This is a genomic window from Vibrio sp. B1FLJ16 (genome assembly GCF_905175385.1).
Taxonomy (GTDB): Bacteria; Pseudomonadota; Gammaproteobacteria; order Enterobacterales; family Vibrionaceae; genus Vibrio.
The window spans coordinates 1283419-1297641 of record NZ_HG992749.1; the positions used below are offsets into that span (position 1 = coordinate 1283419).

Below are 14223 nucleotides of genomic sequence, written 5' to 3' on the forward strand. Positions count from 1 at the left end.
CTCCTTAATATCTTAATGCCTGACCACGTGGGTGATTAGAACCATGAATCTGAGTGTGGCAGTTCATACAACTTCCACCACGAACCTTCATATCGTTTTCAGGGATTTCAATGTTAGCATGAGGAACACGGTGACACTCCTGGCACAGCATTGGTAAGCGTTTGTTAAGCATGGCTTTGTTAACCGAGCCGTGAGGCGAGTGACAGGCTGTACAGTCTTCCGTTACAGGCTCATGTTCCCATAGATTCGGGCCGCGTTTTTCCGCATGGCACTCGAAACAAGTGTCGTTAATTGAAGACCAATGGAGACTCGACTCGTTTACGGTTTGGTGCGGGTTATGACAGTTCGAACAGGTCATCACACCGTTAAGTACCGGATGGCTGCTGCGTTTATGAATGTCAGATTTCGCTTTGATGTGGCAATCCGTACATTTATCGGCTTGCAGCTCGGCCACCATCATAGGGTCATCTTTTTGGTGAAGTTGATGACAGCTTGAACAGGAGAGACCTTCAAAAGCATGCTCACTGCTGTGCCACGTAGAACGCTCTGCATCCTGGTGACAAGACAAACATACGCTGTTCTGCTTCTCTACCGGAACAGGTGAGCTAGGACCAAAGGTAATCATCGGTTCACGCATCTGCCCCTTGCGAGGGTTACGTTCATGGTTGTTTGCCGGACCGTGGCAAGCCTCACACTGTTTGTCACTCATTGGTCCATGAATATTGGCAGACTTACCATGGATATTGTCAAAAATACCCGTTGCAGGTTTGTCTGACGTATCATCATGGCATCGGAGACAGCCATCCGGACCACGACGCGAATATTTCCCTTCAGAAAACTTCGTATCCAGAATCGTTTCTATTTCTTCTCTGGTTAACGTCGCTGTTTCAGGCTCAGCTTCGGCCTCGGCCTCGGCTACGTCTTCGGAATTTACCGTAAAAATAACCCCAAACCCGATAAGTAAAACCACCAACCACCGCTGAATAATTGCTTTCATAACAATTCCTTATTTCATCCTCAATCGTCAATAACTTTTGATCAATGACGTTTTCAACGGTAGTCATATACCTTGTGAACCTTATCGACACCCTGCGATTGGCCGATAGCGTGACAAGTCGAGCATTGCTCAGAGCCCATCGCTTCTTCAGCTGTGTCAGCACCAAACACCGCACCGTTACTGAGCATATGGCTCAATATTGCGTCACCTGCGACAGTCTCAGGATCGGCGTCAGCAAGCGCTGATTCAAGGTGGCAGGCACCACAAGCCACTAGAGCCGGGCTGAAGTATTTAGTTTCTCCTGCTGTATTGTTCGCCAGTGATGGACGCGTATTTTCCTGGTTGGCAGATTAAATTGAGACGCAGTATGGCAAGCTTCACAATTGTTTATCGCTCCAGGGAATACAACCTCACCATTACGATGAGAACCAAATGCATGATAGGAGTGAACGTGGTATTTCAGATCTGCAGGTATACCTGCATAGAAAGACGGGCGTTCTGAGTTATGGCAGTTTTTACATTGCTGGAAATCAGTCGCAGCATGAGAGTCAGCATGGACTGTTAACTGTTCATGACAACCGTTACAGCTCTCAATATCTGCTCCCATTGGGAGGTCATGAGCGATTTCTACTCCACCAATATCAAAGGCGGCTGAAGTGTTACTGGCTGCAATAACGAATGGATTCTTGATTAAGTCAATACCGGTAAAGTTGACACATTCAGCTAGCACGGCATCTCTTCTGTCTGCGCATAAAGGTACATCTGCAATATTAACGGTCAGTTTCGAGTTGCTGGTTGGTTTCACATCAGAAGCGCTCAAGTCTTTATGACAGGTGAACAGACCATTGCCTTCAGCAACACAGCCATCTCCGGTCGCACCGTCTCCGTTCATGTTCAGATCAACAGTTGGAAGAGGCGACGGTGACGAGAAAGATAGAGGACTTAAATAAGATAAGATAGGGCCTTCACCGTTATCCCAGTTGAGTAGAAGGTAGAAGTGGTCGTCATTATTGATATATGGATTGATGTCATCCATATCGCTTATACCCACACCGTCTTTCATGATGCGAACCTGAACTTCAAAGTTATCATCGATGAAACGAGCTTGCTCTATCGTGACGTCTAATGTATCTCGGGCAGTTGAAAGGTTTGCCAGACGCATCATATGTACGGTTTTCGCACTCCTGCTTGCATCTTGACCAATAATAGGGTCACCGTTATCGTCACGGTCGTAAGGTCTGTGACATCCGGTACAGGTATTTTGAGGTTCTCCATCTCGAATCCATGCCGTACCCACTTGGTTACTATGGGCTCCGCGGTCACGGAACAAGTGACATGTTTCACAAGCAACCTGAGTCGGGTGCTCAAACCAGTTGTTTGCATCGGACGTTTTAGCAGTATCGCTAGAGTGACAAGTCGTACAGTTTCTTGCATCTTGCGGGAACGGACTGCCTTCAACGACTAAACCATCAATATCAGCGACTAACTGGTCACTTTCGTCGACGGGCTGTTTGTAAGTGGTAAGATCGTCTCTATTACTTCCCAGTTTGAATACATTACCGTGATATTGGTGTACGACAGCAGCCAGTGGTCGACGAGCGGGCGCTGCGCCGGGGTTACTGTCATTGTGGCAGGAAGTACATACGGCGATATTGTTGTCTATTGAGCGGTAACCCGGGCCATGGTGAAGTGGCTCATCCATATGACAGTTGGCACAGGTGCCGTCTTCTATAACGTTTCGGGAAACGGTGTTTTCTGAGCTTGTTCCCGGTATCCACTCATAAACATGGGTAAAACCAATTTCTTGATCGCCATAAGCGAGAACGATGCGATGTAGCTTGTCTTCGTCCCAGCTAATATACCCGCTATTATCGGCGGAGTCAGATGAGTAGGGGTCAGCGACTTTTAAAATATCAGCTATGGCGAAGGTATACCGATAACCATCGTCTGTTTGTTCTAGCTCTCCATCCCAGACACTCTCCATCGAAGCTCTGTTATCAGTAGCGTTACTTGAGTGGTGGTAGCTTTTCCAGAACGTATTGCCGTTTCTTCCGTTGTAGTCGTATGCGGGATCGCTGGTGTCTTCAACGTCACTACGCGCTGGCATCGCTTTTAAAACGGCTATACGGAAATCTTTATCCGTATCAAAAGTGTAGTTGCGTCCGGCTCCGTCGAGAACGTTAAAATCCACCACCAATTTTGTTTCAGTACCACTGTCTATGAGCATCGGTGTCTCAATTTCTACACTGAATGCACTTACATCAGGTGGAGGGGTATTTTGATCATTTTTACCGCCCGGACCACACGCAGCCAAGAGCATAGCAAAGGTTGTGATGAAAATTGCTTTTATATTGTTCATTTTCCCTCTCGCTTTCACCTAATTGATTTAAATAAAAGTGGGACTGGTTTAGATACGACTTGCTGAATTTTTGCCCTTAGAGAGTTAGGGCAGCTATAAAAGATTGCTTTATTTTTGTAATTTATGCGTTAGAAAGAGTGAACTAAGATGGTGTTAAATTAACATTTCACTCTACCGCTGAATGCTATGAGTATAGCCATAATTCAGAGAGTCATCTTTTTTTGTAAGGATTTTTCACGTATTACAGTGATACTTAAGGTATTGAATAGAAAAGGCTTGTTGTTTTTATATACATAACAATGGCTTATAGATAATATGGTCAATATTCTCTTTTGTAAGTTCTGCAAACCACAAAAGCTTGGTCTACGATGTAAGTTGTATGTAAATGGGATGTTGGTTTGGTTTGGTTGTTATAGGAATTGTTTATAACAAAGCGGATATTTATTATGACTTGGATGCCCGAAATTCTCATCTACCGTCTGTTATTTATTCTGTTTGTCTAATCTAACCTCAATACCTCGCTTTCTTCTCATTTTTGTTTGGTGGGTGTTTAAACTTAGGAATCGCAACCTATGTGTTCTTCTTTGACAAAATTGACCCAAGCTTTGGCTTTGATTGCAACAAACTTTGTTCTCGTATCAGCTGTGCAAGCTTCGGCTCCGGAGCTGATCGAACGTTTGGAATGTGAAGCTTGCCATGGGCCGGGTGGTGTATCTCAAAATACCGATATTCCCTCAATTGCTGGTCTTCCAGAGTTTAACTTTGTCGATCAGATGCTGAAATATGGTGAAGGACGTCCAGCTGGAACGGTTAATCACGTCCACGGCGACACCAGTAAAACCGGAGATATGGGCACGATTGTCAAATCATTATCTGAGGAGGAAGTCGAGGAGTTAGCAGCTCATTACTCGCAGCTTGAATTTGTGCGCGCGAAGCAAAGTTTTGATCAGTCACTGGCAGACAAAGGCAAAATGATCCACGAGAAAAACTGCAGCAGTTGTCATGTTGATGGCGGTAGTGATCCTATGGATGAAAGCTCTATTTTAGCTGGTCAGCAAAAAGGCTATCTGCTAACTACATTGAAACAGTTTCATAGCGGTGCACGCTCTGTTGATAAGAAAATGGATGATGCCATCAAAGCACTGAGTAGTGATGATTTAGTCGCATTGTCCGAATATTATGCGAGTTATCAATAGCTCTGTTTCTCAGTAAATGAGGCGAAAGATATGGGATTGTGGAGTCGGCCAAAGAAAAAATGGATGCTCGGAATTCCACTCGGTGGACTGATCGCGTTTATTTTGGGTGTGGGGGCGCTGGGCGCTTTCCATGGCGTAATAAATTTCTCAAGCACCAATGATTTTTGTTTTAGCTGCCACATAGGGATGGACACGATTGTTGAAGAGTATCAAGAGTCTATTCACTTCAAAAACTCCAAAGGTGTGATAGCGGCGACATGTAATGACTGTCACGTTCCACGTGAGTTCATTCCCAAAATGGTAGTCAAGGTCACCGCAATATCTGATATTTTCCACAAGTTGAAAGGTGATATCACGCTGGAAAATTTTGAAACTGAACACCGGCCGAGACTAGCGGCTAAGGTTACTGAACAGTTTGTAGCAGAGAAATCCAAGCAGTGTAAGTACTGTCATCAAGTCGATAGGATGGATTTTGAAGCGCAAGGCCGTACAACCGCAAGGCGACACCAGATGATGGAGCAAAGAGGGCAGTCATGTATTGATTGTCATGCCGGGATTGCACACAAGTTGCCGGAAAAAGCAGTGGAGACTAGCGCAGCACTAATACCAATCGTAGTAAATAACTGGTCATTCTAGCTTGCTAAAATACTCGATAACGTCGTTAAAAATTTTGATTGTAGAATAACTACTTACCAAAATTTTTTGCCTTGTTATCAAGCATTTTTTCTACGCTATTTCTGATCACTTATTTACTGTGATTGGTATAAACTGAAAATGAGCTAGCCATGTAAAAATCTGATGTGGGTTTCTATTCATGGTTACCATCGTTCGCTTCTTTTACAATGGCTTTAACCATGCCATTGAATATGAAAAGGTGAGCGGGCATCATGGCAAACCAGTACAGAAGGCCGAGAAAGCCTTGTGGGTGCCACCATGCAGTGATGTCTAGCTCCCGTTCTTCTCCCTCATCTGTTATTGTGATTTCTAAACGTCCTAAACCAGGTCCTTTCATTCCAAAAAACAGTGAAAGGAACTGGTTTTTTCACATCGAATGACTTTCCATGAGTCGATATAGTCACCAACTTTTAATTCTGGCCCCGGAGGCGAGACTCTTTTGGGTTTTCCCCCTCCAAAAAAGATATCTAGCCACTCACGGGTGCGCCACAGAATATTCGCGAAGTAATAACCTTTTTCTTTGCTGCCGATTTTCTGCGCCACTTTCCATAATGACTCTGCCGAAGCTTTGGTTCTGATACTGGCTCCTGCTTGCTTTGGAAAATAGCCATATCCGGGTTGCCAGCGCTTTAATGCTGCGGGTTCAAAGCCCCAGACATTACTACGGACAAAGGTGCCTTCTGTCGCAATGGTATCGGTCACTGCCTGTTCGTAGCCAATCATCTGCTGCGGAAATCGTTCGTTAATAGCAGTAGAATCCGCTATATAGTCATGTTCTAAGCCTGCCAGTAACGCTTTACCTATGCTTGCTGGTACAGAAGTAATCATTCCCAGCCAGTGTGATGCCATTTTGGGAGTAAGCAACGGGGTAGACCACAACCGGTACGGTTTGTTGACCACCTTACAAATCACTTCGAATTGTTGACGATAGCTGAGAATGTCGGGGCCGCCTACTTCATAAATCTGGCTTTCTACTGGTGGGGTAGCAGCGGCAAGTTCAAGTAAATAGTGATTTAGATTGGGCAGGGCAATAGGGTTGGCGTTGGAATCGACCCATTTAGGCGTGATTAAGACAGGCAGGTTGTAAACAAAATCTCGCATTATCTCAAACGCAGCAGAGCCCGGACCAATAATCACCCCAGCACGCAGTTCTGTAACAGGTACTCCTGACTGGCGAATGATCTTTCCGGTCGCTTTTCGCGCTGCTAAATGACGAGAATTGCCTGTTTGTGGCTGGATAGCGCTTAAATAGATTACGTGTTTGACGCGGCTTTTTTCTAAAGCACTCTTAAAGTTTAAGGCAAGGTTCAGTTCATACTCAACAAAATCATCTCCCTCAGCCATGCCATGAACGAGAAAGAACACTAAGTCGAAATCATCTACGACAGAAAATGTGGCTTCAGCATCAGCCAAGTCCAGATAAGTTAAGGTCAGGTTTGGGTGAGGGCTGGTTCGAGACTCCAGATAGTTGATATGCCTTGCTGCTGCGGTGACGTTGTAACCTTCATCTAGGAGCAACGGGAGAAGCTGAGAGCCGATATAGCCGGATGCACCAAGTACCAACACCTTTTTCATTATGTATCCTTTTATTACTGGTGGATTCATCACCACTGGGTATAATCATGAGACACTTTTCCCATTCTATCAATAAGTTGTCGTTGGAGTGCCTGTGACTTTCCTTTCTCAACTATCAGTTCACGCAGACAAAACATTTTTGCGTCGTTTGTTTGCGATAGCGCTGCCTATTACGTTACAGAGCATCATGTTCTCTAGCCGAAGCTTGGTCGATGTCTTGATGTTAGGCCAGCTTGGCGAGGCTGAAATCGCCGCTGTCGGTGTCGCTGCCCGCGCTACCTTCGTCACAACGATCATGTTGGTAGGTGTCACAACAGGTGGGGCGCTGCTAACCGCTCAGTATTGGGGAGCCGGAGATAAGACCGGAGTACGACAAAGTACCGCGCTGACCTGGGTTATATCCATGGTGTTTGCTGCGATGGCGGTTTCCCTGTTTGTATTTTACCCTAAGCCAATCATGAGCCTCACCACCGATTCGCAACAGGTGATTGATTTAGGTGCTAACTACTTGGTTGCTTCGTCTGCCAGTATGTTTGCCGTCGCCTGTGTGGCCAGTATGGCAGTTGGACTGCGAGCAATGCATCAGCCGGGTTTAAGTACTTTCTTCAGTGGTATCGGTATTATCTCGAATGTCTTTTTAAACTGGGTACTGATTTTTGGTCACTTAGGTTTCCCTGCATTAGGCATTACTGGTGCTGCTATTGCTACGGTCATAAGTGGTGCGATTGAAGTTGGCTGTTTGTTTGGATATTTGTGGTTTAAGAAGCACATTCTTGCTTTTAACTGGGATGACATTCGTTCTGGGTTGATGCTCGACAGAATAACGCGTTTTCTCAGCTTATCTTTACCAACGACGTTTAACTTTCTTGCCTGGGCTGGCGGGTTATTTGTTTACCATGCGATCATGGGGCAGGCGGGTGTTCAGGGCTTAGCTGCCCTCTCTGTTATGACACCAGTTGAGTCGATCTCTCTGGCAATGATGATTGGCTTATCGAATGCGGCTGCTGTTTTAGTAGGTAACCAGCTCGGAGCAAAGAGTTTTGAACCGGTTTACTATCAAGCGTGGGCAACGGTAATTTTGAATCTGGTAATTGCAGTTGTGGTTGCGTTGCTGCTACTGCTTTCAAACCAATGGATACTCAATGCATTCAGCGCATTGACGCCAGAGACCCGACAGTTGTCAGAGCAATTTATGATGATTCTCGCAATTGGCGTGGTATTACGCTCTATTCCAATGATGGTGATTGTGGGCGTTCTGCGTGCGGGTGGAGACGTTAAGTTCTGTTTATACCAGGATATTATTGCTCAGTGGGTAATTGGTATTCCTCTGGCGGCGTTTGCTGCCATTTATCTCGGTTGGGATCCGCAGTGGGTGTATCTGTTATTTTTAACTGAAGAGGTAGTGAAATGGGCAATTTCATTGCCACGGATGAGAAGTAAGAAGTGGATGAAAAACCTGATTGAAGAATGAAGACTTATATAAGATAAAAACGGGCAGGATACATAGGAAATTGTTCCAAAATTCAACAAGAATTTATTAAGATAGTGAATCGAGTTGCATTTGCGCTTTGATAATGTGATCTGGTATTCAAAATACTTCCTACTGATCGGATTTTAGTGTAGATTCTGAACCCAATTTTAAATACCTGTTGAGCGGCTATATTAATGTTAAGACTGTCAGACCTATGTAAAGGCTATGTTGATGGGGGAGAGTTTCACCCCGTCTTACAGGGGGCAGAATTAACATTACAGCGCGGTGAGCAAGTCGCGTTGATGGGAGAGAGTGGTTCGGGAAAAAGTACGTTACTTAACCTGATTGCTGGTTTGGATACCGTTGATTCCGGAGAAATCCAGTTCATTGGTTTTGCTATGCATGATGCTCCTGAACATTTAAGGACGTTATACCGCCGCAATAACATCGGCAATATCTTCCAGCAGTTCAATCTTCTTCCTACTCTTAATATTGCCGATAACATTCGTTTCTGCCGTCAGTTAAAAGGCTTACCTGAAGATAAAGGCTTATGGCGCCAGATTCTTTCCGCTCTGGATCTCATGCCGCTTCTTGGCCGTTACCCTGAAGAAGTCTCCGGTGGTCAGCAGCAACGTGCCGCCATCGCTCGAGCTCTGTATATGGAACCTCAATTGCTTTTGGCGGATGAGCCGACAGGAAGTTTGGACGAGCGAAACGCTGAAGCGGTAATGCGTTTGCTGACCACTTTAGCTCGTCAACTCAACTGCACCTTGTTGTTAGTGACTCACAGTGAAAAAGTCGCAGACCACATGGAAGGCAAAATCCGGCTTCAGGGAGGGCAACTGCATGTTATGGCCCGTAGTTAAAGCACTACTCGGTCATTACCGTCGTTACCCACTGCAAATTATTCTCGTCTGGTTAGGTCTAACTCTGGGCGTATCTCTTCTTGTTGGTGTTACTTCTATCAACCAGCATGCGAAAGAGAGTTACGCCACGGGCGAAAAGCTCTTTTCAAACCCTCTGCCATATCGAATTAGCGCTAAGCATTCTGCTAATAAAGTTCCTCAAGGCTTTTATATTCAATTACGCCGTGCTGGCTTTAATCAGTGTGCTCCTTTTGACGTACTTCACCTAGACACAAAAACGGATATGGACCTTATGCTGGTGGGGGTGGATCCAGTGTCTATGATTCCCCTGAACCAAGGGAAGTCGTTAGGTGAAATGCCAGTATTGTCATTAATGAAGCCACCTTATCCGATTCTGATGAGTCGGGATCTTGCATCTTATATGAGTTGGAAAGATGGTGACTTTATTGAGATGAGTGACGGTAGTCGTCTGGGTCCGGTGCAGGTTGATCAACATAACTTGCTTTCAGGTACTAGGTTAATCACTGACATTTCTCTCCTTAGAATGCTGAAACGCAGTTCCGGTTTGTCCTCAATTTTGTGTGGGGAAATGCCAGAAGAAAAACTGTCAGCATTGAAAAAAATGTTACCAAATGGTCTGTCGCTGAATCGTAATACCCGCAATGAACTTGAATCACTGACGAAAGCGTTTCATATGAACTTAACCGCTATGGGTATGCTATCGTTCTTAGTCGGATTGTTTATTTTTTATCAAGCGATGTCGTTATCGCTAATTCAACGCCAGCGTTTGGTTGGTATCATGCGACAGGCTGGTGTTAGCGGTACGCAACTTGCTCAAGCACTATTACTTGAGCTAAGTATATTAGTGACTATCGCATGGGCATGCGGCAATTTCTTCGGGATAATACTCGCGAATCAACTTATTCCGACGGTGTCAGCGAGTCTCAGTGATTTGTATGATGCAAACGTCGGCTTGTCGATCGAGTGGTCGTGGCAGGCCAGTATCTACAGCTTAATTATGTCTGCGCTGGGGGCGTTGATATCTTGTTTATGGCCGTTGATTCGTTTGCTTAAGTCGCAGCCAATTCGCCTTTCTTCGCGTCTTTCACTGATGCGATTCGCTGGGCGCGAATTTTCTTGGCAAGCACTGGCTGCATGCGCTTTTTGTGTTGCTGCGGTCGCTATTTATCAAGCACCTAAAACACAGGAAACAGGCTTTTCTATTATCGCTCTTATGATGATCAGTGTGGCCTTGCTGATGCCGTTTATCATGTGGCATGTCTTTCAGAGTTTTTCATACTCATTACGCTGGGTTCGCGTCAGATGGTTTTTTGCCGATGCTGCGGCAAGTATGAGTTATCGCGGCGTAGCAACCATGGCATTTATGCTTGCTCTGGCAGCAAATATTGGTGTGGAAACCATGGTGGGGAGTTTCAGGGACACAACTGATAAATGGCTCAATCAGCGTTTGGCCGCGGATATTTATATTTATCCTAACAACAACAATGCCGCACGTATGAGCGGTTGGTTGCAGAAGCAACCTGAAGTCGATGCGGTATGGTGGCGTTGGGAGAAAGAGATTCCGACAGATAAAGGCGCATTGCAAGTTGTAAGTACTGGCGCATCAGAAGGCGAGTTGGATTCTTTAACCGTTAAATTGGGTGTGCCTAATTATTGGTACCAGTTAAATAACACTAAAAGCTTGATGGTCAGTGAATCCATGGCATTAAAGCTCAATATCCGGCCTGGTGATGTGATTGATCTTCAAGCGCCACTCGGTGAGGGATGGCAAGTTGCTGGTGTCTATTATGATTATGGAAATCCTTATAATCAGGTCTTGATGTCACATCGTAATTGGCTTTACGCATTTGCCGGCACGGGTAATGTCGCTTTGGGTATAGTGCTTACCGATAATGTTAATGGTGAAGGACTTAAGAATAGATTGGAGAATGTGTTCAGATTACCTCAGGATCGCGTTTTCGATAACAGCAATATCTATAATCAGGCAATGCGTGTGTTTGACCATACGTTTGCTATAGCAGGTACGTTAGGCAACATTACGCTTATCATTGCAGTTTTTGGATTATTCTTCGCAACACTCGCAGGGGAACTATCTCGCCAGCGTCACTTCTCACTGCTCCGATGTATGGGAGTATCTGGTAAAGAGTTGGTCTTGCTTGGTGGTCTTCAGTTGTTTGCCTTTGGTGCTATCTCAGCGATGATCGCAGTTCCGTTAGGTCTGGCTCTGGCTCACCTGATCGTGGATATCATTATTAAGCAGTCATTTGGTTGGTCACTAGAGCTACAAACGATTCCCTGGGAATACGCTAAGACCATCGCGTGGGCAATGTTAGCTATCATGCTCGCAGGCGCACTACCAGTAATAAGAATGATAAAAAGTACGCCAATGAAGTCATTAAGGGATGCGTTGTAGTGAAAAAACTGAACTTACAAAAACGCGTCTTACTATTGGTATTAGTTGTTGTAGCTATTGCTACTCTGGCAGGTTTGATTCGCTCAGAATTTTGGCCAGTACAAACTCCAACACAAGAGAGCGAAATCAGTTCGATTCTGACAAGAGAAAACAAAACCATTTTTGAACCGGTTTTGCCTAACGAGCACGTTTCGCTACCTGCTGACTTTAAGTTCCATCCCAAATATCAGCACGAGTGGTGGAATTACTTTGCAAAGCTTAAAGATAACGACGGTGAAACTTATAACGTTCAGTGGAGTTACTTCCGAGTTGCGACGGATGAGCGTGATACGAGTGGATGGCAAAATCCTCAGCTATATATCTCACACATCGTTATCAGCCATGGTTCTAAAGTTTGGAAAGAGCAACGTGTTGCCAGAGGAGGCATTGGTCAGGCCGGGATGCAAAACCGACCATTTAGCCTGTGGATAGATAACTGGAACTGGCGTTCACTCGGGACTACTCCTTTCCCTGGCAAGCTTGTTGCGGCGACGGATAAATTCAGTGTCGATCTTAATACAAGGACAAACGGGCCTTTTGCTATAAATGGCGACAGAGGGTTTCAGGTTAAACACGCCTTACAGTCTATAGCGTCATTTAGTTTCAGCGCTCCATTTCTCAAAGTGAAAGGTACCTTGAACATTGAAGGAAAACTCATCGCGGTATCTGGCTCTGCATGGACACAAAAAGAGTGGGGAAGTGGTCTCATAGGAGAAGGACAGAAAGGATGGGATTGGTTCATTTTTAATTTAGATGACGGAAGAGCTTTGACTGTCAGCCGCTACCGACATCATAGTCAAACGCCACATATTTTTGGTACGTTATCAACTCGCTCTGGTAAAGTGATTAATCTTTCTGAAAAAGAGATCACGATCAAACCAATGCATGTGGCTCGTTTATCCGGAGATAAACGACTTCCGTTACAGTGGCTTATCAATATCCCAGCTTACAACATAGAATTGACTACGCGAGTTGCAAATTCAGATATGTGGCTTCCCTTTGTTATTCCTTATTGGGAAGGGCCAATAACAGCTTCCGGCTCGAACGAAGCATGGGGATTTATGCAGTTGACGGGTTATTAAATGCTAAAAAACCACCAGGATGGTGGTTTTTGTTTATGCCTATAAGGCAAAAACGCTTGTGAAATAGCTCTGTTTTTCATAACTACCACAACCGTGTTATGCTGATTTATCAACTAGTTTTATAATATGCTACTAATTAATGAATAACTCTTAGAGATAATAATAACATTTTTACTGCTGGAAAATACGATGTATTGCATCCCAATGTTCGGAAAAGTCGAAGTTTATACTCTGAACAAGCGATTATTCTAAAGCATTCGACAGTTATAAACTCTGGATCTACTTCGTAAATCGTTTATTGAGATTATAATAAGGATTAAGCTATGAACGATGTCATTCGTGACTTTTTCAAAATGGAATCAGCAGGTGGTATTCTTCTCGTAATTGCTGCGGCAATTGCGATGACCATTGCAAACACACCGCTGGGCGAAACTTACCAGGCGGCTTTGCATAGTTATGTATTAGGCATGTCAGTATCCCACTGGATTAATGACGGCCTGATGGCTGTGTTTTTCTTGCTTATTGGCCTTGAGGTTAAGCGCGAGCTACTTGAAGGTGCGTTGAAATCAAAAGAGACAGCGATCTTCCCAGCTATTGCTGCTGTAGGTGGTATGTTGGCACCTGCACTTATTTACGTTGCATTTAACGCGGGTGACGCAGAGGCGATTTCTGGTTGGGCTATTCCGGCAGCAACTGACATTGCATTCGCATTGGGCATTATGGCGCTTCTAGGCAAGCGTGTGCCGATTGCTCTAAAAGTATTCCTTTTAGCGCTAGCTATTATCGATGACTTAGGTGTTGTTGTGATCATTGCATTGTTCTACACGGGTGATCTGTCTACAACGGCATTATTGGTGGGCTTCGTCATGACGGGCGTGCTGTTCATGCTTAACGCCAAGAAAGTGACCAAACTGACTCCATACATGATTGTAGGTGCAATCCTATGGTTTGCAGTACTTAAGTCGGGTGTTCACGCTACTCTAGCTGGTGTGGTAATTGGTTTCTCAATCCCGCTTCAAGGTAAGCCAGGCGAGCATTCTCCGCTTAAGCATATGGAGCACGCACTTCACCCATATGTGGCGTTTGGTATTCTTCCGTTGTTCGCATTTGCAAACGCAGGTATCTCACTAGAAGGTGTGTCGTTGTCTGGTCTGACTTCAATGCTTCCTCTAGGAATTGCTTTAGGCTTGTTGGTTGGTAAGCCACTGGGTATTTTCACTTTCAGCTGGGCTGCTGTGAAAATGGGCGTCGCGAAGCTACCAGAAGGCATTAACTTTAAGCATATCTTCGCAGTGTCTGTGCTATGTGGTATCGGCTTTACAATGTCGATCTTCATTTCTTCACTGGCATTCGCGAATGTGAGTCCAGAGTTCGATACCTACGCTAGACTTGGTATCCTCATGGGGTCAACTACGGCTGCAATCATTGGTTATGTGTTGTTACGTATTTCTCTGCCGAATAAAAACGCAGATGCGTAGTACGCTGATGAACTAAGAAAAAACTCCCGCTTGGGAGGTTTTTTTATGCCT

General features: G+C 44.9%; 8 protein-coding genes and 2 pseudogenes. 7 read left to right on the forward strand and 3 right to left on the reverse strand.

The window, feature by feature from the left end; all coding sequences use genetic code 11:
• Positions 1 to 4: 4 nt before the first annotated feature.
• Positions 5 to 997: a DmsE family decaheme c-type cytochrome gene (locus KHN79_RS05860; protein WP_182008042.1), complete on the reverse strand. Its 993-nt coding sequence runs from the start codon at positions 995 to 997 to the stop codon at positions 5 to 7.
• Positions 998 to 1050: 53 nt separating this feature from the next.
• Positions 1051 to 3356, reverse strand: a pseudogene (locus KHN79_RS05865) (OmcA/MtrC family decaheme c-type cytochrome).
• Between the two features lie 584 nt (positions 3357 to 3940).
• Between KHN79_RS05865 and KHN79_RS05870 the strand changes: the two are divergent.
• Positions 3941 to 4552 (forward strand): cytochrome c-553, encoded by a 612-nt coding sequence (locus tag KHN79_RS05870; RefSeq protein WP_244812609.1) that lies wholly within the window; start codon positions 3941 to 3943, stop codon positions 4550 to 4552.
• Positions 4553 to 4582: 30 nt separating this feature from the next.
• Entirely contained in the window at positions 4583 to 5188 is a 606-nt protein-coding gene (locus tag KHN79_RS05875; RefSeq protein WP_182008040.1) for a NapC/NirT family cytochrome c, read from the forward strand.
• Between the two features lie 172 nt (positions 5189 to 5360).
• Here the strand turns inward: KHN79_RS05875 and KHN79_RS05880 are convergent.
• Positions 5361 to 6802: pseudogene (locus KHN79_RS05880) on the reverse strand (DUF2867 domain-containing protein).
• A gap of 94 nt (positions 6803 to 6896) precedes the next feature.
• Here KHN79_RS05880 and KHN79_RS05885 point away from each other — a divergent pair.
• The 5 genes from KHN79_RS05885 to nhaA all read left to right on the forward strand — a co-directional run bounded on the left by KHN79_RS05885 (position 6897) and on the right by nhaA (position 14172).
• Positions 6897 to 8273 (forward strand): MATE family efflux transporter, encoded by a 1377-nt coding sequence (locus KHN79_RS05885; RefSeq protein WP_182008039.1) that lies wholly within the window; start codon positions 6897 to 6899, stop codon positions 8271 to 8273.
• Positions 8274 to 8467: 194 nt separating this feature from the next.
• Positions 8468 to 9139, forward strand: coding sequence for an ABC transporter ATP-binding protein (locus tag KHN79_RS05890; RefSeq protein WP_182008038.1), 672 nt, complete (start codon positions 8468 to 8470; stop codon positions 9137 to 9139).
• On the forward strand, positions 9120 to 11573 hold the full coding sequence (locus tag KHN79_RS05895; RefSeq protein ID WP_182008037.1) for an ABC transporter permease: 2454 nt from the start codon (positions 9120 to 9122) through the stop codon (positions 11571 to 11573). The genes KHN79_RS05890 and KHN79_RS05895 overlap by 20 nt, the downstream gene beginning before the upstream one ends.
• The gene (locus KHN79_RS05900) at positions 11573 to 12694 is read left to right on the forward strand and encodes a lipocalin-like domain-containing protein (protein ID WP_182008036.1); all 1122 of its coding nucleotides are present in this window, start codon (positions 11573 to 11575) and stop codon (positions 12692 to 12694) included. Before KHN79_RS05895 ends, KHN79_RS05900 begins: the two co-directional genes overlap by 1 nt.
• A gap of 323 nt (positions 12695 to 13017) precedes the next feature.
• Complete coding sequence (nhaA, locus tag KHN79_RS05905; RefSeq protein ID WP_182008035.1) at positions 13018 to 14172, forward strand: Na+/H+ antiporter NhaA; 1155 nt, start codon at positions 13018 to 13020, stop codon at positions 14170 to 14172.
• Positions 14173 to 14223 lie beyond the last annotated feature (51 nt).

Coding starts and splice junctions, on each gene's coding strand:
- KHN79_RS05860 (WP_182008042.1), bottom strand. CDS start 997: ATGAAAGCAATTATTCAGCGGTGGTTGGTGGTTTTACTTATCGGGTTT.
- KHN79_RS05875 (WP_182008040.1), top strand. CDS start 4,583: ATGGGATTGTGGAGTCGGCCAAAGAAAAAATGGATGCTCGGAATTCCA.
- KHN79_RS05890 (WP_182008038.1), top strand. CDS start 8,468: ATGTTAAGACTGTCAGACCTATGTAAAGGCTATGTTGATGGGGGAGAG.
- KHN79_RS05895 (WP_182008037.1), top strand. CDS start 9,120: ATGTTATGGCCCGTAGTTAAAGCACTACTCGGTCATTACCGTCGTTAC.
- nhaA (WP_182008035.1), top strand. CDS start 13,018: ATGAACGATGTCATTCGTGACTTTTTCAAAATGGAATCAGCAGGTGGT.